The 23565-nt window shown below is 58.0% G+C and carries 23 protein-coding genes; 18 read left to right on the top strand and 5 right to left on the bottom strand.

All coding sequences use genetic code 11. The features are described from left to right. Positions 1-29 precede the first annotated feature (29 nt). The 11 genes from ACZ1G7_RS06400 to ribD all read left to right on the top strand — a co-directional run bounded on the left by ACZ1G7_RS06400 (position 30) and on the right by ribD (position 12646). Positions 30-1283, top strand: coding sequence for a sarcosine oxidase subunit beta family protein (locus ACZ1G7_RS06400; protein WP_472662989.1), 1254 nt, complete (start codon positions 30-32; stop codon positions 1281-1283). A gap of 12 nt (positions 1284-1295) precedes the next feature. Next, positions 1296-1556: a sarcosine oxidase subunit delta gene (locus ACZ1G7_RS06395; protein WP_472662988.1), complete on the top strand. Its 261-nt coding sequence runs from the start codon at positions 1296-1298 to the stop codon at positions 1554-1556. Further along, complete coding sequence (locus ACZ1G7_RS06390) at positions 1553-4471, top strand: sarcosine oxidase subunit alpha family protein (RefSeq protein WP_472662987.1); 2919 nt, start codon at positions 1553-1555, stop codon at positions 4469-4471. The genes ACZ1G7_RS06395 and ACZ1G7_RS06390 overlap by 4 nt, the downstream gene beginning before the upstream one ends. 559 nt (positions 4472-5030) lie before the next feature. Next, positions 5031-6992, top strand: coding sequence for a DNA primase (gene dnaG, locus ACZ1G7_RS06385; RefSeq protein WP_472663684.1), 1962 nt, complete (start codon positions 5031-5033; stop codon positions 6990-6992). Positions 6993-7108: 116 nt separating this feature from the next. Next, positions 7109-9088, top strand: a complete 1980-nt coding sequence (rpoD, locus tag ACZ1G7_RS06380) for an RNA polymerase sigma factor RpoD (protein ID WP_472662986.1) — start codon at positions 7109-7111, stop codon at positions 9086-9088. A gap of 170 nt (positions 9089-9258) precedes the next feature. Next, positions 9259-9438, top strand: a complete 180-nt coding sequence (locus ACZ1G7_RS06375; RefSeq protein WP_472662985.1) for an HlyU family transcriptional regulator — start codon at positions 9259-9261, stop codon at positions 9436-9438. Between the two features lie 94 nt (positions 9439-9532). Further along, positions 9533-10063, top strand: coding sequence for an SRPBCC family protein (locus tag ACZ1G7_RS06370; protein WP_472662984.1), 531 nt, complete (start codon positions 9533-9535; stop codon positions 10061-10063). After that, the gene (locus ACZ1G7_RS06365) at positions 10060-10551 is read left to right on the top strand and encodes a hypothetical protein (protein WP_472662983.1); all 492 of its coding nucleotides are present in this window, start codon (positions 10060-10062) and stop codon (positions 10549-10551) included. Before ACZ1G7_RS06370 ends, ACZ1G7_RS06365 begins: the two co-directional genes overlap by 4 nt. Then, positions 10524-10967: a secondary thiamine-phosphate synthase enzyme YjbQ gene (locus ACZ1G7_RS06360; protein WP_472662982.1), complete on the top strand. Its 444-nt coding sequence runs from the start codon at positions 10524-10526 to the stop codon at positions 10965-10967. The genes ACZ1G7_RS06365 and ACZ1G7_RS06360 overlap by 28 nt, the downstream gene beginning before the upstream one ends. 91 nt (positions 10968-11058) lie before the next feature. After that, the gene (gene nrdR / locus ACZ1G7_RS06355; protein ID WP_472662981.1) at positions 11059-11526 is read left to right on the top strand and encodes a transcriptional regulator NrdR; all 468 of its coding nucleotides are present in this window, start codon (positions 11059-11061) and stop codon (positions 11524-11526) included. Positions 11527-11530: 4 nt separating this feature from the next. Next, entirely contained in the window at positions 11531-12646 is a 1116-nt protein-coding gene (ribD, locus tag ACZ1G7_RS06350; RefSeq protein ID WP_472662980.1) for a bifunctional diaminohydroxyphosphoribosylaminopyrimidine deaminase/5-amino-6-(5-phosphoribosylamino)uracil reductase RibD, read from the top strand. On the opposite strand, the gene ACZ1G7_RS06345 is transcribed toward ribD, so the two are convergent. Further along, positions 12634-13650: an NAD-dependent epimerase gene (locus tag ACZ1G7_RS06345; RefSeq protein ID WP_472662979.1), complete on the bottom strand. Its 1017-nt coding sequence runs from the start codon at positions 13648-13650 to the stop codon at positions 12634-12636. The genes ribD and ACZ1G7_RS06345 overlap by 13 nt on opposite strands. Positions 13651-13762: 112 nt before the next feature. On the opposite strand from ACZ1G7_RS06345, the gene ACZ1G7_RS06340 reads away from it, so the two are divergent. Continuing rightward, on the top strand, positions 13763-14551 hold the full coding sequence (locus ACZ1G7_RS06340) for a metallophosphoesterase (RefSeq protein ID WP_472662978.1): 789 nt from the start codon (positions 13763-13765) through the stop codon (positions 14549-14551). Here the strand turns inward: ACZ1G7_RS06340 and ACZ1G7_RS06335 are convergent. The 3 genes from ACZ1G7_RS06335 to ACZ1G7_RS06325 all read right to left on the bottom strand — a co-directional run bounded on the left by ACZ1G7_RS06335 (position 14548) and on the right by ACZ1G7_RS06325 (position 19072). After that, entirely contained in the window at positions 14548-16566 is a 2019-nt protein-coding gene (locus ACZ1G7_RS06335; protein WP_472662977.1) for a capsular polysaccharide biosynthesis protein, read from the bottom strand. The two genes, ACZ1G7_RS06340 and ACZ1G7_RS06335, sit on opposite strands and share 4 nt — an antisense overlap. A 1-nt stretch (position 16567) precedes the next feature. Next, on the bottom strand, positions 16568-17707 hold the full coding sequence (locus tag ACZ1G7_RS06330; protein ID WP_472662976.1) for a polysaccharide biosynthesis/export family protein: 1140 nt from the start codon (positions 17705-17707) through the stop codon (positions 16568-16570). An 81-nt stretch (positions 17708-17788) separates the two neighbouring features. Continuing rightward, entirely contained in the window at positions 17789-19072 is a 1284-nt protein-coding gene (locus ACZ1G7_RS06325; RefSeq protein ID WP_472662975.1) for a capsule biosynthesis protein, read from the bottom strand. 173 nt (positions 19073-19245) lie between these two features. Here ACZ1G7_RS06325 and ACZ1G7_RS06320 point away from each other — a divergent pair, with 173 nt between their 5' ends. From ACZ1G7_RS06320 to nusB, 6 genes are all read left to right on the top strand, one after another. After that, the gene (locus ACZ1G7_RS06320) at positions 19246-19833 is read left to right on the top strand and encodes a riboflavin synthase (protein WP_472662974.1); all 588 of its coding nucleotides are present in this window, start codon (positions 19246-19248) and stop codon (positions 19831-19833) included. Continuing rightward, the gene (locus tag ACZ1G7_RS06315) at positions 19830-20405 is read left to right on the top strand and encodes a hypothetical protein (protein ID WP_472662973.1); all 576 of its coding nucleotides are present in this window, start codon (positions 19830-19832) and stop codon (positions 20403-20405) included. The genes ACZ1G7_RS06320 and ACZ1G7_RS06315 overlap by 4 nt, the downstream gene beginning before the upstream one ends. Before the next feature lie 62 nt (positions 20406-20467). Next, a complete protein-coding gene (locus ACZ1G7_RS06310; protein WP_472662972.1) occupies positions 20468-20815 on the top strand; it encodes a hypothetical protein in 348 nt (115 codons plus the stop codon). 81 nt (positions 20816-20896) lie between these two features. After that, complete coding sequence (gene ribB / locus ACZ1G7_RS06305; RefSeq protein WP_472662971.1) at positions 20897-21991, top strand: 3,4-dihydroxy-2-butanone-4-phosphate synthase; 1095 nt, start codon at positions 20897-20899, stop codon at positions 21989-21991. A gap of 3 nt (positions 21992-21994) precedes the next feature. After that, positions 21995-22537 (top strand): 6,7-dimethyl-8-ribityllumazine synthase, encoded by a 543-nt coding sequence (locus tag ACZ1G7_RS06300; RefSeq protein WP_472662970.1) that lies wholly within the window; start codon positions 21995-21997, stop codon positions 22535-22537. Beyond that, the gene (gene nusB, locus ACZ1G7_RS06295; protein ID WP_472662969.1) at positions 22534-23001 is read left to right on the top strand and encodes a transcription antitermination factor NusB; all 468 of its coding nucleotides are present in this window, start codon (positions 22534-22536) and stop codon (positions 22999-23001) included. Before ACZ1G7_RS06300 ends, nusB begins: the two co-directional genes overlap by 4 nt. Positions 23002-23012: 11 nt before the next feature. Here nusB and ACZ1G7_RS06290 read toward each other — a convergent pair whose 3' ends face one another. Beyond that, the gene (locus ACZ1G7_RS06290) at positions 23013-23519 is read right to left on the bottom strand and encodes an aggregation factor core (RefSeq protein ID WP_472662968.1); all 507 of its coding nucleotides are present in this window, start codon (positions 23517-23519) and stop codon (positions 23013-23015) included. Between the last annotated feature and the right edge of the window lie 46 nt (positions 23520-23565).

The following is a 23565-nucleotide window of genomic DNA, read 5'->3' as shown; positions in this document are numbered from 1 at the left end:
ACCGCGCTTGCTAGGGAGACAGAGCCGACATGGGTTACAACGCCTTTCGCATCCTGAAAGAGGGGCTGACCGGCAACAAGGGCTGGGGTCCTGTCTGGCGCAACCCAGAACCAAAATCTGAGTATGACGCGATCATCATCGGCGGCGGCGGACACGGGCTGTCGACAGCCTACTACCTTGCCAAGAACCACGGGCTGACAAATGTCGCTGTGCTGGAGAAAGGCTATATTGGCTCCGGCAACATCGGGCGCAATACAACCATTGTCCGCGCCAATTATTTCCTGCCTGGCAATTCGGAGTTCTATTCCCACTCCCTCAAGCTTTGGGAAGGGCTTGAGCAGGAACTCAACTATAACGTTATGATGTCGCAGCGCGGCGTCATCATGCTGTGCCACTCAGACGGACAACGCGACGCTTTTGCCCGGCGCGGCAACGCGATGATCAACCAAGGCGACGATGCTGAGCTGTGGACGCCCGAACAGGTGCGCGCGGAAATCCCGTATCTAGATTTCGACAATACGCGTTTCCCCATTTATGGCGGGCTGATGCATGGCCGCGGCGGCTCCGCCCGTCATGACGCGGTCGCTTGGGGGTATGCCCGCGGGGCGGATCAACTGGGAGTCGATCTGATACAAAACTGTGAGGTCACGGACATCGACGTGAAAGGCGGGGTGGTGCAAGGCGTACAAACCTCCCGTGGGCCGATCCGGGCCAAGAAAGTTGGCATCGTCACAGCCGGGCGCTCAAGCCAAGTGGCTGCCATGGCTGGGATCGAATTGCCCATTGAAAGCCATGTGCTGCAAGCCTTCGTAACGGAAGGACTTAAGCCCGCGATCGATCACGTGATCAGTTACGGCATGGGGCATTTCTATATCAGCCAGTCAGACAAGGGTGGTTTGGTCTTTGGCGGCGATCTGGATTTCTACGCCTCTTACGCGCAGCGCGGCAACCTACCGATGATGGAACATGTGATGGAGGCGGGCATGACCCTGATGCCAGCGATTGGCAAAGCCAAAGTATTGCGATCCTGGGGCGGGATCATGGACATGACGCCTGATGGTTCCTTCGTGATCGACCGGACCGAAGTGGATGGGCTCTATATGGATTGCGGCTGGTGCTATGGCGGTTTCAAGGCTGTGCCCGCTTCGGGCTGGTGCATGGCGCATCTGATGGCCGAGGATACGCATCACGAGGTGGCGCAGCGCCACACATTTAATCGGTTCCGTACGGGCGAAAACCTGATGGATGAAGAGGGCACCGGCTCTCAACACAATCTGCATTAAGGGGGCGGGGAGATGCGTATCAATTGCCCGATCTGCGGTACCCGTGACAGGCGTGAGTTTTGCTATATGGGCGCTCAGGACTACCTCAATCGCCCTGCGGAGGGCGATGCGGAGGCGATGCATCGCTACTTGCATATCCGATCAAACCCGGCCGGGGTGACGAAAGACCTTTGGCATCACGAGGCTGGATGCGGCGCTTGGCTGCTGGTTGAACGCAATGTCTCAACGCATGAAATTCTGAGCGTTGAGCTTGCCTCGGAGGTCACGCGATGAGGTTGCGGCAGGGCGGCCAGATTAACCGCGACAAGCGTGTCAGTTTCAAATTTGACGGCACGACCTATCAAGGCTGTGACGGCGATACGATGGCCTCAGCACTGCTGGCCAATGGCGTCAAGCTGGTCGGTAGGTCGTTCAAGTACCACCGCCCGCGCGGGATCATGTCTGATGGCAGCCAGGAACCCAACGGGCTGGTCGAACTGCATCGCGGAAACCAGATCACGCCAAATGTGCGGCTGACACAGCAGGAACTTCATGCAAGCCTCGATGCGCGCCCGCAAAATTATTGGGGTTCGTTGGAATGGGACCTGCTGGAGGTCAATGACCTGTTGTCGCCGTTCCTGAGCGCTGGTTTCTACTACAAAACTTTCATGTGGCCGCGCGCCTTTTGGGAGCGGGCGTACGAACCTGTGATCCGCCGTGCCGCGGGACTTGGCAAACTGTCTATGCAAAGCAATTCAGACAGTTACGAGAAGGCCTTCGCTTTCTGTGACGTGCTGGTGATCGGCTCTGGCCCTGCGGGGATCATGGCAGCGCTGACAGCAGCTAAAGCTGGTGCCGATGTCATCCTTTGCGAAGAGGATTTCCGCTTTGGCGGGCGGTTGAACGCGGAAACCCATGAAATCAATGGCATGCCGTGCGCTGAGTGGGCCGATGCGAAAATCGCTGAATTGGCGAAGATGGAAAACGTGCGCCTGATGAAACGCACCACGGTGACTGGGGCCTATGATGGCGGCACTTACGGCGCGCTTGAACGCGTCGCGCATCATGTCGCTGACCCCAAAGGCGCACCGTTGGAATGCTTCTGGCGCATCGTGGCCAAAGGCTGCGTCTATGCCGCAGGCGCGATGGAACGCCCGATTGCGTTTCGGAACAACGACCGGCCCGGCGTGATGATGGCAAGCGCTGTGCGCGGTTACGTGAACCGCTTTGGCGTGGCGCCGGGCAAACGGGTCGCGGTTTTTGGAAATAATGACGACGCGTTCCGCACAGCGCATGATCTGACGGCGGCAGGTGTCAACGTGGTGGCCTATGTCGATAGCCGCCATGATGCCAAGATCGAGGGAGATTTCCCGATCTATAGAGGCGCGCATATCGAAAACGTCAAAGGCCGTAAGCAGATCGAGGGCGTTTCCATTTCAGGGCAGGGCGATGTGATGGCCGATTGCGTCGCGGTCTCTGGTGGTTGGAACCCGACCCTGCACCTCACCTGTCACATGAACGGTCGCCCGCAATGGGATGAAAGCATTTCGGCTTTTGTCCCGCGCCCCGGAATGATCCCGGGGATGGAGATCGCAGGCGCGGCAAATGGTGTCTTCTCGACCCATGAGTGTTTGGCGTCCGGTATGTCCCGTGCAAAAGAGGTTTTGAAAACCTTGGGCATCACCACCCGTACCCCGCACATGCCCAAGGCGGAGGCTTGGGAATACAAGATCATCCCACTTTGGTCGGTCGAAGGAAAGGGCCGCGCCTGGCTGGATTTCCAGAACGATGTGACCACCAAGGACGTGAAGCTCGCGGCGCAAGAGAACATGACCTCCGTCGAGCATATGAAACGCTACACGACGCAAGGCATGGCGCCCGATCAAGGCAAAAATTCCAATGTTAATGCACTGGCGGTGCTGGCCGATGCGACGGGCCGCACGATCCCGGAAACGGGCACAACGACGTTCCGTCCGCCTTACACGCCCGTTTCAATCGCCGCCATGGGCGCGGGCGGGCAGGGCGAAGGGTTTGCGCCAGAACGCTTCACCACGTCGGACGCAAAATCACGCGACATGGGCGCGCCGATGATAGAGGCCGGGATGTGGTTCCGCCCGTCTTATTTCCCGCAAGAGGGCGAGACGACGTGGCAGCAGGCATGCGCACGTGAGGTCAAAATGGTCCGCTCCGCCGTGGGGATTTGCGATGTCTCAACTCTTGGCAAGATCGACATCCAAGGCTCTGATGCGGCTGCCTTTTTGGACTTCGTCTATACGAACATGTTCTCCACCCTGAAGGTCGGTCGGGTCCGCTATGGATTGATGCTGCGCGAAGATGGCCACGTTATGGATGACGGCACCACGGCGCGGCTGGGCGAGCATCACTTTGTGATGACCACGACCACGGCTGCCGCCGGCCAGGTTATGCGGCATCTGGAATTTGTGCATCAATGTTTGCGCCCGGAACTCGATGTGCGGTTCATCTCGACGACAGAGCAATGGGCACAATTTGCGGTCGCCGGCCCAAAGTCGCGCGATCTGTTGAACGGGCCGCTCGATACCCCGATCGACAATGGTAGTTTCCCCTTCATGGCCTGCGGCGAGGTGTCGATTGGCGGCGTCAAAGCGCGCCTCTTCCGTATCTCGTTCTCCGGCGAGCATGCCTATGAGTTGGCAGTGCCCGCGCGCTACGGCGAAAGCCTGTTTGAGGCGCTGGTGGACGCTGCCAAACCACTGGGCGGCGGAGCTTACGGGATGGAGGCGCTCAATGTGATGCGGATCGAAAAAGGGTTCATCACGCATGCGGAAATTCATGGGCGGGTCACGGCGTTCGATATCGGGATGGAGCGGATGATCTCGCCCAAAAAGGACTGCATCGGCAAAACCGCCGCTGCGCGGCTCGGTCTTCTGGGGAACGCACGTGAGCAATTGGTCGGGCTGCAACCTGTTGGCGCGGTCAAGGATATCAGCGCGGGCGCGTTCCTGTTCAAGCCGGATGAGGACGCGACACGGATCCACAACCAAGGCTACACCACATCGGTCGGACCCTCGCCCGAGCTGGGCAATCTCGGGCTCGCCTTCTTGAAAAACGGTCGTACGCGGCACGGGGAAACCCTGCGGCTGGTTGATCATGTCCGCAAAATCAACACCTTCGTAGTTGTCACCGATCCCGTCTTTATGGACAAACAGGGGGAGAAAGCCCGTGGTTGAGCTGAGCGCCAAATCCGCCTGCGACGGGCTGCTTCCTATCGGCCATGGTGGTGTCAAATTGCGCGAAATTGTGCCCGAAGCGCTGATCTCGGTTGCGCCCTTTCGCGGCCAAACACCCGAGATTTCCGCAGTATTGGAAGGCGCGATAGGCGCGGGATTGCCTGATCCGGGCCGCGCCCTGACCGGCGCAAAGGGCGAAATCATTTGGGGCGGGCACGGGCAATATTTTGTGATTGGTGGCGCTGTTCCCAAGCTACCGGCGGCTGTAACGGATCAAACCGATGCGTGGGCTTTCGTGGCGCTAGAAGGGGCCGGCGCAACCGATGTATTGGCGCGTTTGTGCCCGCTGGACCTGCACGCGATGGATGAGGGCGACGCAGCGCGCTCCCTCATCGGGCATATGAACGCGCTCATAATCCGCCGCTCTGATGGTTATGATCTTATGGTCTTCCGCTCCATGGCGAAAACGCTCGTCCATGAGCTGAGTGTTGCGATGAAGGCGGTCGCTGCGCGCGCTGCCCTCTGGACTCTCCGCCCGCCCGATACGATATACTATGGCATGAGCCTGCCACCCGGATTTCTGGACGAATTGAAAAGCCGCACCTCCATTGCGCAGGTGGTCGGGCGCAAGGTGATGTGGGATCAGCGCAAGTCGCAGCCCGGCAAGGGCGATATGTGGGCGCCATGCCCGTTCCATCAAGAAAAATCCGCGTCTTTCCACGTCGACGACAAGAAGGGCTACTACTACTGTTTCGGCTGCCACGCCAAAGGCGATGCGCTGGGCTTCATAAAGGAGACGGAGAACGTTTCTTTCATGGAGGCGGTCGAGATCATGGCGCGTGAGGCTGGCATGACCATGCCCGCCCGTGATCCCAAAGCGCAGGAAAAGCAGGATCGCCGGGCTGAACTGGCAGGCGTGATGGATCAGGCCGTTCAGTTTTTCAAATTGCAGCTCAAAACCGGTGGTGGGACCGCAGCGCGTGACTATCTGGTGGGTCGCGGGCTTGCTGAGGACGCATTGGACCGTTGGGAGATCGGTTTCGCACCCGACGGCTGGCAAAACCTATGGGATCATCTGACTGGCAAAGGTGTGAAAGAAGAGCTGATCCTGGCAGCGGGCCTCGCCAAGGCGTCGACTAAGGGCAAGAAGCCCTATGACACGTTTCGCAACCGGATCATGTTCCCGATCCGTGACGCGCGCGGGCGCTGCATTGCGTTTGGTGGCCGTGCGATGGACCCGAACGACAACGCCAAATACCTGAACTCGCCTGAGACGGAACTGTTCGATAAAGGGCGCTCGCTCTACAACCACGGTGCCGCGCGTGATGCGTCCGGCAAGGGCCACACACTGTTGGTCGCCGAGGGGTATATGGACGTGATTGCGCTTGCTGAGGCGGGCTTTGGCGCGACCGTCGCCCCTTTGGGCACCGCTGTGACAGAAACGCAGCTGCAGATGCTCTGGCGTATCGCGCCGGAACCGATCATCACGCTTGACGGCGACACCGCCGGGCAACGCGCCGCGATGCGGCTGATCGACATGGCGTTGCCGCTGATTGGCCCCGGCCAGTCACTCCGGTTCTGCGTTCTGCCCGAAGGCCAAGACCCTGATGACCTGCTCAAATCGCAGGGCGCTGGGGCGATGCGCAAGCTTTTGGAACAGGCCAAACCACTGGTGCATCTGCTTTGGCAGCGTGAAACAGATGGCAAGGTCCTCGATAGTCCGGAACGCAAAGCGGCTCTTGATCAGTCGCTTCGGCAAGCGCTTGGCAAGATCACAGATGCCGGGCTGCGCAACCACTATGCCGCTGAAATCAAATACCTGCGCGGTGAACTTTTCGCCTCCCAACGTCCGCAGCGCGACACCGGGGGGTGGCAGAAGGGCAACAGTGGCGGTGGTGGGAAACCACGCCAGGGCTTTGCCAGCAAGGGTGTCGCGGTGCCCTCGACAAAGAACTCGCTGCTGGCCCAAAGTGCAGATGTGGAAGAACGTGTGCGCGAGGCCGTGATCCTGGCCATCTTGGTCGCCCATCCGCATCTTATCGGCGAATTTCTATCCGATCTCGAAACGCTTGATCTTCATGGCCCTGACCACCGGGCGTTGATTGCAGCGCTTTTGCGCCATGAAGAAGAGACAGATCGCGACATTTTGCATAAAATTTTAGAAGCAGAGCTAGGACCCGAACCCCTTGAAAAGCTTTACTCCCTTAGCCATGTGCAAATAGCACCGGCAATCCGGCCGGGGGCGCATGAAGACCTGACACGGATGACGCTTGCGGAAGAATTGGCCAAGCTTGAGGCCCGCCGCGGCGTTCAAAGAGAGGTCGAAGAGGCGGTCGAAGACCTGGCTGGCGTCGCCGATGAAGGGCTGACCTGGCGGGTCGGCCAAGCGGCTGAGGCGCGAGAGGCTGCAAACCGCAAAGGAATGACGGACAATGAGGGTGACAGCGAAGATCGCGGCGCTATGTCCAGCTATCTACAAAGCCTCATCGATGGTGAGGTTTGGGTTAAGAAAAGAAAGTAATCATCGGTTTTGAAACCGACGTGCGAATCAGTTCGATTCGCGATATTGATTCGGAAACGAATCAGACCGAATCATTTAGGCGATCCGTAGCCACGCCGCGTTAGCAGGAGCATTCCATGGCCCCCAAAGACACAGACGACCAGAAGCAGGAACGTGAAGACACCGCCGAAGGTCTCGATATGAGCCAAGCCGCGGTCAAGAAGATGATCGCTGAGGCCCGGCAACGTGGCTACATCACCTATGATCAGCTCAACCAAGTGCTGCCGCCCGATCAGGTGGCGTCCGAGCAAATCGAAGATGTGATGTCGATGTTGTCCGAGATGGGCATCAACATCATCGAGGAAGAAGAAGCCGAAGACGACGGCAGCTCGAAAGAAGTCGCAACGACTTCCCAGGCCAAAGACGTTGTTGTCGCCACTTCTACGACCGAGACGCTGGACCGCACCGACGACCCGGTCCGGATGTATCTTCGTGAAATGGGCTCGGTCGAGCTGCTTAGCCGCGAAGGCGAGATTGCGATCGCCAAGCGGATTGAGGCCGGTCGCAAAACCATGATCGAAGGGCTTTGCGAAAGCCCGCTGACATTCCAGGCGATTACAATCTGGCGCGACGAGCTTTTGTCGGAAGACATTTTGCTGCGCGACGTGATCGACCTTGAAACCACCTTCGGCAATCAGATGGACGAAGACGGCGAAGAAGAAAGCGTCGTCGCCGCCCCCGGCGCAGAGAAGGCCGAGGAAAACAAAGAAGAAAAGCAAGAGCTGGACGCGGACGGAAACCCCATCGCCACTGACGATGATGAGGATGACGAGGACGAACAAGCCAACCTGTCGCTGGCTGCGATGGAAGCTGCGTTGAAACCCCGCGTGCTGGAAACGCTCGACATCATCGCGGGCGACTATGAAAAGCTGGCCGAGATGCAGGACTTGCGTATCTCTGCCGCGATCAACCATGACGACACGTTTTCCAAGAAAGAAGAGACCGCGTATCAAAAGCTGCGCCAGGAAATCGTCGATCTGGTGAACTCGCTTCACCTTCACAACAACCGGATTGAAGCGCTGATCGACCAGCTTTACGGTATCAACCGCCGTATCATGTCGATTGACGGCGCGATGGTGAAGCTGGCTGATCAGGCCCGCATCAACCGCCGCGAGTTCATTGATATCTACCGCGGGTATGAGCTGGACCCGGGCTGGGTGGACCGCATCGCCGAAATGCCGGGCCGTGGCTGGGTCGCGCTGATCGAAAAATCCCGCGACAAGGTTGAAGACCTGCGCGCCGAAATGGCCCAGGTCGGCCAATATGTCGGCGTCGACATCACTGAATTCCGTCGTATCGTGGCGCAAGTGCAAAAGGGTGAGAAAGAAGCCCGCCAAGCCAAGAAAGAAATGGTCGAAGCCAACCTGCGCCTCGTGATTTCGATTGCCAAGAAATACACGAACCGCGGCCTGCAATTCCTGGATCTTATTCAGGAAGGTAACATCGGCCTGATGAAAGCGGTTGATAAATTTGAATACCGCCGTGGCTACAAATTCTCCACCTACGCGACGTGGTGGATCCGTCAGGCGATCACGCGCTCCATTGCCGATCAGGCCCGCACGATCCGTATTCCGGTTCATATGATCGAAACGATCAACAAGCTGGTCCGTACCGGTCGTCAGATGCTGCACGAGATTGGCCGCGAGCCGACGCCAGAAGAACTGGCCGAGAAGCTGCAAATGCCGCTCGAAAAAGTGCGCAAGGTGATGAAGATCGCGAAGGAGCCGATCAGCCTTGAGACGCCAATCGGCGACGAGGAAGACAGCCAGCTCGGTGATTTCATCGAGGATAAGAACGCGGTCCTGCCGCTGGATTCGGCTATTCAGGAAAACCTGAAAGAGACGACGACGCGCGTTCTGGCATCGCTCACGCCACGTGAAGAGCGCGTCCTGCGCATGCGCTTCGGCATCGGGATGAACACGGACCACACGCTTGAAGAGGTCGGTCAGCAATTCTCGGTCACGCGGGAACGTATTCGCCAGATCGAGGCGAAAGCGCTTAGAAAGCTCAAACACCCAAGCCGTTCACGCAAGTTGCGTAGCTTCCTCGATCAATAAGTAACAGCACTGCCTCAGGTCACTCTGAGGCAGGTTGTTACGGGTTCGGCAGTTTTGTTTTTGAATAGAGACACCATGGCCTTTTTCTCAAAGCTTTTCGGTTTGTCCAAACCTTCGCAACCGGAACCAAAAAAGTCGAGCATAACGGGTTCACAATTACCCCCGAGCCAATGCAAGAAGGGTCTCGCTACAGGCTATGTGCCCTGATCGAAAAAGGTGAAGGCGATGCCGTGCAAACCCATAGGCTCGTTCGGGCGGATGTCCTCGATAGCGCAGATGCTGCGGCGGAAGCCGCGGTAAACAAAGCCAAGCAGGTCATCGATGAACAGGGCGAGCGGCTCTTTTCCTAAGGAATTCCCTCGAAATCCGTCGCTTTGGAAATCGCCCGACCTCTGCTAGCTTTCATTCAAGATGAAGCTTTGTAGCTAACGGGAGGTAGATTTAATGCGTGTTCTCAAATGGATACTCGGCGGACTTGCCGTGCTTATTGTCGGTTTTGTCGCCATCGGAATGCTGTTGCCGCGCGAAGTGACTGTAGAACGGCAGGCCGAAATGAATGTGCCCGCCGATAAAATCTTCCCGCATGTCAACAACCTCAAAGCGACCGAAGCGTGGTCGCCTTGGCTGGGGATCGATCCAAATGTGCAGACGACCTATGGCAACGTGGCCGAAGGCGTCGGCGCGAAAATGTCATGGGCATCTGACAATCCACAAGTGGGCAACGGCTCGATGGAAGTCGTCGAGAGCGTGCCAAATCAAAGTGTTAAAAATGCGCTCGATTTTGGCGATATGGGCACTGCCACGGCCTCCTACAAGTTGGAAGAGGCCAGCGGCGTGACAACCGTGACCTGGGGCATGACCGCCGACATGGGCGCCGGTCCAGTAGGTCGCTGGATGGGGCTTATGATGGATGACTGGGTTGGCGCCGACTATGAAAAAGGTCTCAGCAATCTCAAAGCGTTGGTTGAAGAGTGAAAGCACTTGTACTCGCCTTTGCCTTCTTTGCGACGCCTGCATTCGCCTGCGGAATTGGGGAGCGGGAGGTGTTTGATTGCACTGTGTCAGGCGGCAAGAAAGTGTTGCGCGTCTGTTCCACGGAACAAGCTGCGATCTACCGCTTCGGCCTGCGCGGCCAAGAGCCTGAGTTGGAACTGATCGAGCCGATCCAATCGCTGAGATATCTTCCATGGAATGGCATTGGACGCACGCTGTCTGAATGGGTTGAGTTCACCAATCGAGACTACGGCTATACTGTCTACAGCGCCTTCGACCGCCTGACAGAAGGGGCAATTCAACAAGGCGGTGTCTCCGTCAGCAAAGGGGGCGAACAGCTAGCGCGACTGGAATGCGACGCTGGAAGCGTCACAGAAAACCTAAACCTGTTCTTCGACTTGAAGACTAATGCCGGGCAGTGTTGGGATTTCGACGCGCGCCAATGGAAAACGGATTGCCCAAGCAATTGAACAAGGTTTTTACGATACAGACCGATGGGCAAGGCCTGTACGAATTCACGCATGGCCTACGTGCATGGGTCGAGGACCAACATATGGGGGAGGGCCTGCTAACCCTCTTTGTGCGCCACACCTCATGCTCGTTGCTGATCCAAGAAAATGCGGACCCAGAGGTGCAGACCGATCTACGCAACTTTTTCGCGCGTTTGGTGCCGCCGACAACGGACCCGTCCATGTCCTACCTCACCCACACCTATGAGGGGCCTGACGATATGCCAGCACATATCAAAGCTGCAATGATGCCGGTTTCGCTGTCTATTCCGATCATTGGCGGGCAAATGGCGTTGGGCACCTGGCAGGGCATCTACCTTTTCGAGCACCGGGATCGCCCCCATAGCCGCCAGGTTGCGGCTCATCTTGCGGCTTAATTTCCCCTCTACCCAAAGTCTGGTTGCTGTCCTATAGTTGCTGTGGATAACTGGGGAACAACACCCAGAGGCAGATGAAGGGGAAGTCAGAATGCGGTGTCCGTTCTGCGGTAATGTCGATACTCAAGTCAAAGATTCACGCCCTGCGGAGGACCATGTGGCCATTCGCAGGCGCCGGTTTTGCCCGGCCTGTGGCGGGCGGTTCACGACCTATGAACGCGTGCAATTGCGCGATTTGGTGGTCATCAAAACCTCCGGCAAACGCGAGGATTTCGACCGCGACAAGCTAGAACGCTCGATCCGCATCTCGATGCAAAAACGCCCTGTGGATCCTGAGCGGATTGACCAGATGATTTCTGGCATTGTGCGCCGGCTTGAAAGCATGGGCGAGACAGATATTCCGTCCACATCAATTGGTGAGATCGTCATGGAAGCGCTCGCGCGTATCGACACTGTTGCCTATGTGCGCTTTGCCAGCGTTTACAAGAACTTCCAGGCAGCGGATGATTTTGAAGACTTCGTCTCCGAGCTGCGCCCACCTTCGCCAAAAGACGACTAAGGCAATGGCCGCCGGGTCCGCATCGACGCAGGTTGATGCCCGATGGATGGCGCTTGCTCTGTCGATGGGGCGGCGCGGCCAAGGCCGCGTCTGGCCGAACCCTGCCGTGGGTTGTGTGCTTGTCAAAGACGGCCGTGTTATCGCGCGCGGTTGGACACAAGACGGTGGCAGACCCCATGCGGAACGCCATGCGCTTGACCAAGCAGGGCCCAACGCGCGCGGCGCAACGGCCTATGTCACGCTTGAGCCTTGCGCACATACCGGCAAAACCCCGCCCTGTTGTGACGCGCTGATCGAAGCTGGAGTAGAACGCGTTGTGGTCGCCACGGGCGATCCTGACCCGCGCGTTGCCGGGCGTGGACTACAAAAATTGCGCGATGCGGGTGTTCGTGTTGAAACGGGGGTGTTGGAGCTGGAGGCCCTTCAAGATCATGCGGGCTTTTTAAGCCGCGTGACCCGGTCACGTCCGATGGTCACGTTGAAACTTGCCCAAAGCCTCGACGGTCGGATTGCGACTTCGACAGGTGAAAGCCAGTGGATCACTGGACCCGAGGCGCGCCGCCGCGTTCATTTGATGCGCGCGCGTCATGACGCGGTTCTGGTTGGCGCAGGCACAGCGCGCGCGGATCTGCCGTCGCTGACGGTACGCGGCTTGGGCGATGCTCATCAGCCGGTCCGTGTGGTGTTGAGCAATGACCTCAACCTGCCGCAGCGCGGACCGCTATTTGACACGACGCGCGACACGCCGGTTTGGCTCATCCACGGCAAGGACGCGGACTCTTTGGCCAAAGAGGTTTGGGAAAAGGCAGGCGCAATGTGTGTGTCCACTCAGCGGTCTAAAGTAGCAGTGGTCGACGCGCTAACGCTTCTGGCGAAGCAGGGCATAACGCGTGTCTTTTGCGAGGGTGGCGGTGGGCTCGCGGCTTCCCTCATTGCCGCCGGTTGCGTTGACGAGCTGGTGGTCTTCACTGCAGGGCTTGTGCTGGGTGCCGACGGGCTGGCCTCAACCGCAGCGCTTAACCTCGACAAACTTGGCACTGCCCCGCGCTTTGCGCTGCAAAATCAGGAACAGGTTGGTCCCGACCTGATGCAAACCTGGTGTGCTGATCACGTGTCGTAATAGTCGCGGTACCACGCTACAAAACGCTTCATTCCGTCTTCAATGGACATGGACGGTGCGTACCCGGTCAAACGTTGCAGTAGCGCTGTGTCGGCCCATGTCGCGGGAACGTCACCGGGTTGCATGTCCATGAAATTCTTGTCGGCCTCAATGCCAGTTGCGGCCTCAATCGCCTCGATAAACGCCATAAGCTTGACCGGCTCGCCATTACCAATATTGACGATGCGCCAAGGGGCCACGGCGGACAGGCTGTCGCCGGGCTCGATCGCGTCCGCCGTCTCAGGTCGTTCTGGGGCTGCGTCAATCAGCAGCCGTATGCCTTCCACCAAATCGGTCACATAGGTGAAGTCGCGCTGCATGTTGCCGTGGTTATAGACGTCAATTGTCCGCCCCTCCAGGATCGCTGATGTGAACAGGAAGGGCGCCATATCTGGCCGCCCCCACGGGCCGTAGACGGTAAAAAACCGGAACATTGTGGTCGGAATATCGTAGAGATGCGCGTAGCTATGGGCCATGGATTCATTGGCCTTCTTGGTCGCGGCGTAGAAGCTGACCTGCATATCAGCCTTGTCGCTTTCGCGGTATGGCATCTGCGTGTTCGCGCCATAGGCCGACGAGGTCGACGCCATCAGCAAATGCGCAGGTTTATGCGCGCGCGCGGCCTCAAGGATGTTGAAACTTCCGATCAAATTGGCATCCACATAGGCGCGCGGATTCTCGATGGACCAACGCACGCCGGCTTGACCAGCAAGATGGATTACGACATCGGGTTTGTGCGTTTCAAACAGCTGCATCACCAGACCATCGGCTTCCAGCAACCCTTCGACGGGCACAAACCCTTCAGATTGCGACAGCATTTCATGGCGGCGACGTTTCAGCGTGACGTCGTAATAGTCTGAAAACCCGTCCAGCCCGATGACCTTGTAGCCATCTTCCAGCAAACGCTTGCTCAAATGGTAGCCTATGAACCCGGCAGACCCGGTGATCAGTGCGCATTTTGCCATGGTGCCGATCCTCTTTACATTTCAGAGCGCTTTTATGACGGTTTTCCTTGAATTGCATCGCGAATTCGCCGTCATTAGGGAGAAATACTGTTGACGCAATGAGGCCTGCGCCGTGAAGTTCTTAAATTCGTTGGTGAGTGGACGTGACAAAGCCGCGTCCGAGAGTGATTCAGATGGCGGTGTCTCTCCCGAACAACCGCTGTTCGTCGTGGGCGATATTCATGGTCGCGCGGACCTTCTCGAAAGCCTTTTAGAGCTGATCGACACCGAAATCGGAGAACGTGGGCTTAAAGGGCCAAAACTGGTTTTCGTGGGCAACCTGATCGACCATGGCCCGCAAAGCGCACGTGTGCTGGAACGTATGCGGGAGCTCACAACCGAATTTCCCGAAAACGTTGTCTGCCTCTTGGGCAATCACGAACAGATGTGCCTTGATTTTCTCGACACGCCTGGCGCCCGCTGTTCCCGCTGGTCAAAGGAAGGCGCTGCGGCGACCTTCGCGAGTTTCAACATTGCCTTGGGCGATGCTGGGTTGACGGTCGATAATGCTGACGCCGCTGCGGAATTTCTCAAAGGTGAACTGCGTCAGCGCGGAATTGATTGGCTAAAAGCGCGCCCCACACAGCTTCAAAGTGGCAACGTGCACGTGGTGCATGCCGCAGCCGATCCGCGCCGTGGCATGGATGAACAAAGCGCGCGGGTTCTGACCTGGGGCCACCCAGAATTCCTGACGGTCGCGCGAAGTGATGCGCAATGGGTCGTCCACGGCCATTCCCGCGTAGATGTCGCGGGCGAAAAAGATGGGCGTATCGCGGTAGACACAGGGGCTTGGGAAACTGGGCTGCTTTCTGCGGCGATGATCTTGCCCGATGGCACGCTCAGCTTTCTGCAAACAGATTAACGTCGCCAGATCGGTGCGAAACGCCCAAACAGGCTTTGCAGCTTTGACAAAAACCGATTGCCGGGCGTGGGAATATCGCCAGAGACCAACCGTTCCACAATCACCTCGACGGGGCAGGGCAGGCCTGTTTTCGGGTCATGGTAGCGCGGATAATCGATCAGGCTGGCATGTATGATCTGCGCAAGCGTGGGCCGCGCGAAGCGTCGCTGAGGCGTGCTCATCTTGTCATCGGTCAATCCCCAACCCGCGTAGAACGGTACGCCGTAGCAGGTCACCGGGATCTCACGCATCAGCGCTTCAAACCCCAAAAGCGACGTGATCGTCGCGACGCGGTCGCAGCGTTCCAAAAGCGCTAGCGGATCGCTTCTTTTTGCGACCAAGTCGGCGCCCTGAACCGGCGCGCTGCCGCGTAGCCCCGCTTCGACATCAGGATGGGGTTTGTAGATCAGAAATGCCTTTGGAAAATCGGCGCGGACTGCGTCCAGCAAGGCTTGGTTGGTCGAAACCTCGCCTGCACCGAGCTTGATTGAGGCATCGTCCTCCACTTGGCCCGGCACCAGAATGACCTCTCGCCCGGCGGCATCAAAGGCGGGCAGGTCGCCCGCGAGGTTGTATTTGCTCAACCCATGTTTGACTATTTGGCGGCGCAACCGTTCTGCGCGGTCAGAGGCGTGCTGCGGCAATTCCGGGCTGGCATTGATCAGGTCTTCCAGGTCGCTGGGCGCGGACGGGTCGTAATAGATGCCTTGGGTGTCCTGTACCAATGACATTGGCGGGATCAACTCGGCCCCCAAACCGCGTGATCGCAAAAAGCCGTCCTCCGCGCGGATCACGGACGCGCCACTTGGCAGCGCCAGAGTTTTGGACTTGCTGGCCCAAGCCATGACAGGGCGATCACCCCCGCCCGCGTCAAAGTCCACAGGCCCGTGCTGGCCAAATATCGCCCGTAGATGCGTGTGTTTCCATCTGCTCATCGCCAGCATGTGATAGCCGTCCCGGTCGCGGCGATACGCGCGGCTTTGGGCTTCCAGCGTGTCGATCACCTGTTCAATCTCGCACAGCCGGTCACGGTAGGGGTCATACCATTTGGGGTAAAGCATCATCGCGCCCGCAAATAGCTGCGCGCGCGTCAGGCGCCGCTGCCGCCGGTCGATGGGTTGATGGTCCTCTGTCAGGTCCCAACCCGCATAGAACGGTTGGCCAAACACGACAGGCCGGTGTCCGGCCATGATCGCTTCAAACCCCATTCCTGAGCTAACCGTGTAGACTGCAATCGCGCCCGAAAACAGCTGTTGCGGGCTGTAAGGCGCCGTCACCAGCTCCATCCGGTCGGACAAGTGTTCCGGTCCAAAATGGCCGTCGCGAAAGCCTCCAACCGTTTCGGGGTGGCTTTTGATCAGGATACGCGCGCCGGGGTGGTCCTGTTGCGCAAAGACCAACATCTCGCGAAACGCTGCGACCGAGCCGCCGCCATAGGTGATCGAGGCATCGTCGCGCGTCTGATCCAGCACCAGCACATAACCGGGCGCAGGGTCGGGCTGGGTGAGATCGAAATCATTGTATTTGGATAACTGCAATGCCTGAATACGTTCGTTGGCAATGCGTGCACGCGCAAGGAATGCGGCATCGTCCAAAGGCTCGGTGGCCAGTAACGTTTCCAGATCAGAAGGTGCGGAGCTGTCGAAATACGGGCGTTGATGATCGATTGTGAGGCCAATAGGCGGCCCGCCCGCACGCCCGGTTTTGATCGACCGCAGGAACGCATCTTCGATATGGATCAGCCGCGCCCCGGTCAAATCCCCCATCGCCTCGCCCCGCCCGGAGGTCGGGCTTTTACCCCAGACCGCAATCTGATCATCCGACCCGGGCTTGCCGAGCGTCAGGTCAAGTCCGGCCAGATCAAGGATACGGCGCACGCGCGATTGTGTGAAAAAACCGCCGTTAAAATAGAAAACCCGCGCGCGGTGGGAGGGACCGGGCGCGGGTTTTGTCGGGACTTGCGCCCCGGTCGTCATGTTAGTTGCCGCTGCCAGCGGCCGATGCAAGCGCGTTCGCGGATGCAAGCGAGCCGGTAAGCGCGGAGATTGTTTTGTTCCAAGTCACGAATGGCGCCTCGGTCACATACATCGTGTCGCCGTCGCGGATCACGAAGTCACGTGCCTCAAACATGCCGTTGGGCGCTGTCAGGTCCAGAACATAAACCATGCGCTGCGCACCTTGCAGGTCGTTGCGACCCAGCACTGAATTGGCGATCTCAGAAGGCTCATTGCGGAAGATGAAGACGCCGGTCGGGTCTGCAAGGTTCGAATTCAAGCCACCAACTTGCGCGATTGCTTCAATCGAGGAGAGCGTTTGCGTTTCAAACTCAAGTCGGCTCTGCGCACCAGTAGCGCCCAACACGGTGAAAGAACGCGTGTCCTGCTCGACCAAAATCCGGTCCCCACCGCGCAGGGCGATGTCGAATTTCGGGTTGGAATAGAGGTCCTCGAACCAAATCTTGGAGGTGTGCGCACCGCGAATAACGCTGATCTGCGCAACTTCGGGCGCAATCGAAATACCACCAGCCCGGGCAATCATTGCCGACAATGTGCGGGTCGGGCGTTCAATTGCAAATAGGCCCTGGCTACCAACGCCGCCCACAAGCGACACAGTGGAGCCGTCGCCAGCGACGCGGCGCACGATGACCTGCGGGTCAGGGGTTTGAGTGTTCAGCTTGTTGGTGATCACGCGGCGTAGGCTTTCGGGCGTGTTGCCCGCAGCCCGGATACGGCCTGCATAAGGCACAAAGATAAAGCCGTTGCCGTCAACCTGCACTTCGTCAAGCGGCGTGGCGTTACCGCCTTCGGCTGCCAAAAGCCCGTCATCAACGTTTTCATAGATCAGCAAACCCAGTGTGTCGCCTGGGTTGATCGTGTCTGACCCTAACACGCCCGCATTCAGGAACGCATCAGAAAAGCCAAGAACCGGCTGTACAGAGGTCGCACGTGTTACACGGCTATTGACCGAAACAACGAAGGCATCGCCTTGTTTTTGCACGGAACCTGCAAAAATCTCGCGTTTTCCGGGGCCTGTTCTGGGCAAGCCGCAGGATGCTACGATAGATGCGATGAGAAGAAAGGACGCAATACGCGCACCCTTTTTGGATAGAATAGACACTGCCTCGGCTCCTCGTTGGGAAACTGCCTTAAGTTTTTCTTTTAACCGTATAGAAACGTGCGGAAAAAGAAAGCCACTAGGTCATTTGACCAGTTGCAACTGTTGCCGTGGCGTCGCAGTGCCTGAAGTCAATGCGTCGTAAGGGTCCTCAGCCGTCAGCATCATGTCGACCACTTGGCGCAGCAATTGTCGTCTGCCTTTGGCAGAATAGAACCCTCCGGGGATCTGCGACGTCTCCAACAAATAGTGACGATAGTCGCGATAGGCCTTGCTGTCGGGCCGCGTGGGATGCGTGAAAAAATCGCCCAAAGACTGGGTCGAGACGAAGTCCGGCTTGTTGTAAACCGCGTCTCCAAAGGCCTTCAGGGGTAACCCGCGCCACAACGCTTGCTGCGCGGCGGTTGAATTGACAGTGACCGCACTGCGCGCCGTATCCAAAAGCCGCGCCAGTTTGCCGCCACGTAGGTAATGCACCCTACTGGTCACGCCGCGATCATGGGCCAGCCGTTTGATTTCTTTGCGCAAATTCACGCGCCCGTCCTCTAGCGGATGGGCCTTTAGGATCAAATGATGATGCGACGGCGCACCCGTCGCAAAGCCGTCAATCACCAGTTCAAGAAACTCGGACATGGTTGTGAACGGTGAATGCGCTTGAAAGCTCGCGTCATGTTCCAGCTGCAGCAGGCACAAATGGTATGGAAACCCGCCCCGAATGATCCGGGATGTCGCAATACGCCGTTCAAGCCGGGTGAAAGGCAGCGTAAGCAACCGTTTGAGATACAGCTTGAATTCCTGCGTCACCGAGATCGCGCGATGCGGTGTGAAGTTGCGGTAAGAGCCGTTCCGCAGGAAAACGAAATAGTGGTAGAGCGCACCGTAGAAAATATGTTGGCGCATGTCGCCCCAGGTTGTCGGTGCTTCCGTCAGACTATGCTCCAACCCGTCGAGATCACGGCGCATGTCTTCAACGGTCATTTGCATCAGGCGGGAGTTGCCATTCGTGCCGCCGCGCTCATACGTCACCCAATAGGGGCGCAGATATCCTTCTTCAAACACATGGATACGAAGGCCTCGTTCTTTCGCAATTTCAATAGCTTGGGCATGTATTGGTCGCGTGTCGCCATACAGCACAATGTCAGTGATCCCGGCCTCACCAATCAGCGTAGCAAAGCGTGCCGGCCAAGTCTCATAGGGGTCTTTGAACGGAATATAGTTGGATTTATTCCGCCAAAACGCTTCGTCCCCTTTGTTAAACCCTACCCGCCATGTCTGGCATCCGGCAGCACTCAACATCTGGCTCAGCCGATGGAAAAACGGCCCATGCGGTCCTTGCAAGAACAGGTATTTGCGTTCTGCGTCAGGCATTTGTCTTTACCGCCTCCCACGTGCTGGTCCTGGCAGATTAACCAACTCACTTAGCATTGAGCCAAGCAATCCGAACGCTAAGCGCCGATTTCGGCGCTATTGTGGCATCTCGGCGACCTTGCGAGCGCGCCATCCGCGCGCTAGATCACCCTTAAGAGCAGGAGCTTACGAAAATGTTTACTGGCATTATCACAGATATCGGCCGCATCACCGATCTTGAACAGCGCGGCGATTTACGCGCCCGCATTGAATGTAGCTACGACACAAAGGGCATCGATCTCGGCGCTTCAATTGCCTGCAATGGCTGCTGTTTGACCGTGATTGCGTTGGGCGATGACTGGTTTGATGTCGAAATCTCCGCCGAAAGCGTGTCGAAAACCAATATCGGCGATTGGGTGGTCGGTAGTCGTCTGAACCTTGAACGCGCATTGAAAGTCGGGGATGAGCTTGGTGGGCACATCGTGTCGGGCCATGTCGACGGCGTCGCTGAAATCGTCGCAATGGTTGATGAAGGCGACAGCACCCGCGTTACCTTGCGCGCGCCTGACGCGCTCGCCAAATTCATCGCCCCCAAAGGGTCCGTCGCACTGAACGGCACATCTTTGACGGTGAATGAGGTCGACGGCACCGATTTTGGCATCAATTTCATCCCGCACACCAAATCCGTGACCAATTGGGGTGATGCCAAGACAGGCGACCGGATAAACCTCGAAATTGACACGCTGGCCCGCTACGTCGCGCGGTTGCAGGACTGGGCATGACCATGCTGGGCCACAATAACGGCCCCTCTATGGAAGCGGGCTATGCCTGGCGCAAACATAGCTGGGCCAAGGCACGCGCCGATCTGCTGCCAAACTTGCCGATAGAGGTGCTGCGCACCCGTGTAAAACGCGCGAAGGCGCTGGGCTTGCCCTATAAAACCTACGCCTCTGTTCGGGCAGCGTCGGGGAGGGATGTAGTTGGGTTTCTGTTTTCAAACAATGCGTTGCGCGTATTAAAGGCGGGGCAGGTGTTGCCCTCAGACCGAACTGCAAGGCTCAGCGCGACGGAAGCAAAGCTTTCAGGTTTGGTGCACAGACCGCTTGATCCGCAGGACTTGGCAAATGTTCTGGCCGCCCAAGGTATTCCGCTGATAGCCGCACGCGCCCCCCATTTTTCGGACGCTTGGTCTGCTATCGCCCAAGCAGTTAACGTGCCATTGCAAGCGGCGAATTTGCCACGTGACGGGGTGCTCGTAATTGGTGATACTCAGATTGAGCAGGAATGGTCGGAAGCCGCGAAACTGGCGGGTTTTTTGACCTCGGATCGATTTTTCGGCGCGGCCCAACGCTAACAAATTTTTGCCCAGAAAGCCCTATAGCTTCGACGCATAGGTAGATGGATGAGGAACATCACATGCGGTTTCTCGCAGTTTTGGGCATGTCGATAGCGGTCACGACGCAGGCTCATGCCAGCCAGCCGATCAGCACATCCATGGCGGAATGCGCGGGGCTGGCCTTCGCAACATCAGACTTCATAAACACGCCCGCTCGGCGTGATTTCGTGATAGAGGTCGCAAACACTTGGGCGGATGAGGCCGAAAAGACATCTGGTGAGGACATGACGGACTTCATCAACGACACCGCCGACAGGTGGAGCGAAAAGGGTGCGATGATGGTCGTCAGCCAGGATTTCAAGGACTGGACCAAATATTGCGGCGCGCTCGCGCGGCACCGTAAGATCAAAATGCCCACACAACCCTGAATGCGTTTAATAGCGCACAGCGTCACCCTTTTCATGGCCCGCTAAACGCACTATCTGCGTCTCAAGCAAAGGACGCTGCCCATGACTGACTATTCCGACGCCATTTCTTCCATCGACGAAATTATCGAGGACGCGCGCAATGGGCGTATGTTCATCCTCGTCGACCATGAGGATCGTGAGAATGAGGGCGATCTGGTGATCCCCGCACAAATGGCCACGCCCGAGGCGATCAACTTCATGGCCACTCATGGGCGCGGGCTGATCTGCCTGACACTGCCCGGCGAACGGATTGACGCGTTGGGCCTGCCTTTGATGGCGTCCTACAACTCCTCGCGCCATGAAACGGCCTTTACGATCTCCATCGAGGCGCGCGAGGGGGTTACCACCGGCATTTCCGCCCATGACCGCGCGCGCACGGTCGCCGTGGCTATTGATGCGTCCAAGACCGCCGCTGACATAGCCACGCCCGGCCACGTCTTCCCGCTGCGTGCCCGCGATGGTGGGGTGCTTGTCCGAGCCGGCCATACTGAGGCCGCTGTGGATGTCTCCCGTCTTGCCGGGCTGAACCCGTCAGGCGTAATTTGTGAGATAATGAATGATGACGGCACCATGTCGCGCCTGCCCGATCTGATCGCATTCGCGCAACGGCATAACCTGAAGATTGGCACGATCAGCGACCTGATTGCCTACCGCCGTCGCCACGACAATCTGGTCAAGCAGGCGTCTGAAGCGCAGATGACGTCGCAATTCGGCGGCGACTGGACCATGCGGGTTTTCGCAGATGAAACCCAAGGGGCCGAACATATCGCGCTGACGATGGGCGATCTATCCACAGACGCGCCGGTTTTGACACGGATGCACGCGCTCAACCCGATCGAGGACGTTCTGGGGCTAGGACCGTCGCCTGCCGATGAACTGCGCAACGCTATGAAGGTGATCGCCGATGAAGGGCGCGGAGCGGTCGTGCTGCTGCGCGACACCACAATGAAGCTGGTCACAGACGGGGAGGTCTCCCCGCAGACACTGCGCCAATACGGGCTGGGGGCGCAAATTCTGGCCGCATTGGGCTTGAGCAAGCTGGAGCTTTTGACCAATCACGGCACTCCCAATGTGGTCGGCCTTGACGCCTACGGGCTGGAAATCACCGGCACCCGCAACATCCCAAGAAAGGGCTAAATCATGGCCGGTTCCGAGACACATCACATCATGGATACCCCCAAATTTGATGAGCCGACCAAGCTGTTGATCGTCGTATCGCCTTACTACAAAGACATTGCCGACAACCTACGCGCGGGCGCCAAGGCGGAATGCGAAAAGGCCGGTGCGACCTATGAAGTTGTCGAAATGCCCGGTGCGCTGGAGGTTCCGTCTGCGATCCGCATTGCGGACCGGCAGGGTGACTTTGATGGCTACGTAGCGCTGGGCTGCATCATTCGGGGCGAGACCACGCATTACGACACGGTCTGCAATGACAGCTCGCGCGGGCTGATGCTGCTTGGCCTGCAAGGCTGCAACATCGGCAATGGCATCCTGACCGTGGAAAACCGCGCCCAGGCAGAGGTCCGCGCCGATCCCAATGGGCAAAATAAAGGTGGCGGGGCTGCGGCTGCGGCCTTGCATCTGATTGCGATGCAGCGCACATACGGCCCGAAATCAAAAGGCTTGGGGTTCAAGCCCGGCGGCAAAAATATCGACGACGACGGAAGCTTCCAGATCGCATGACGCTCTCAAACAACAAGAAACGGGCGATGAAATCCGCCTCTCGCCTCTATGCCGTGCAGGCGCTGTTTCAGATGGAACACTCAAGCCAAAGCATCGACGCGGTGCGCGAAGAATTTGAAGACCACCGTTTTGGCGCCGTCTATGAGGGCGAGGAAATGATCGAAGGCGATATCGACACGTTCCGCGCCTTGTTGGAAGGCGCTGTCACTGAACAGCGCCAGATCGATCAGCTGGCCGACCGCGCCATCGTCGAAAAATGGAAAATTGACCGCATCGATCCCACTTTGCGCGCACTTTTCCGCGCGGCGGGCGCGGAGATGGTTGCAGGCAAGACGCCCCCTAAAGTTGTCATTGTAGAATTCGTCGACGTGGCTAAGGCCTTTTTCCCAGAAGGCCGTGAGCCAAAATTCGTCAACGCTGTGCTTGATCACATGGCGCGTGAGGCGCAACCCTCAGCCTTTTAAGTTGTCGCGTTCTAGCTAGAGCAGCCAGTCGTGCGCAGCACGGCGCGGCTGGTATTGTCGATGACAGCAAAAACATCCCCTGTCGCGGAATTCAGGCTGACGGTTGCACCCGCAATCTCGCTATCCGTCACCTGAATTTGGCCTAAGGCGCTGTGGCGCAACGTGTCATCCACATCAATGGTGAAGGCCACGCTTTGGCCCGCTGGCAAGCCGTTCAAGGTTAGGGTGATCTCGGTGTCGCCATCTGCGACTGGGCTCACGCTGTCCAACGCGCTTTCGCCCGCGACGGTCTCGTAAGGTTGGAACACCTCAACACCAGCGCCTGCGCCGGTGGTGTCAAAAATCAGCCCGGCGGCGCTTTCGCTCAGATCAAGCGTCAGCTTGGCGGCGCCAATCGCGCAATCCCCGATATTTGTGAAGGTAAATCTGTCTTTCGGCGCGCCTTCACGAAACTCGACGGCGATGTTTGCAGTGGCCGGGGTCGCGGCAAGCAGCGCAATAGCAAGAAGGTATTTCATGGCGTGAGGGTCCCTGTTTCAGCTTCCTTGCACACGTAGTGCGGCG

It is taken from the genome of Litoreibacter sp. JB4-2 (assembly GCF_055693445.1).
Note: the sequence above shows the minus strand (reverse complement) of the source record. Positions and strands in the feature narration are given on the sequence as shown.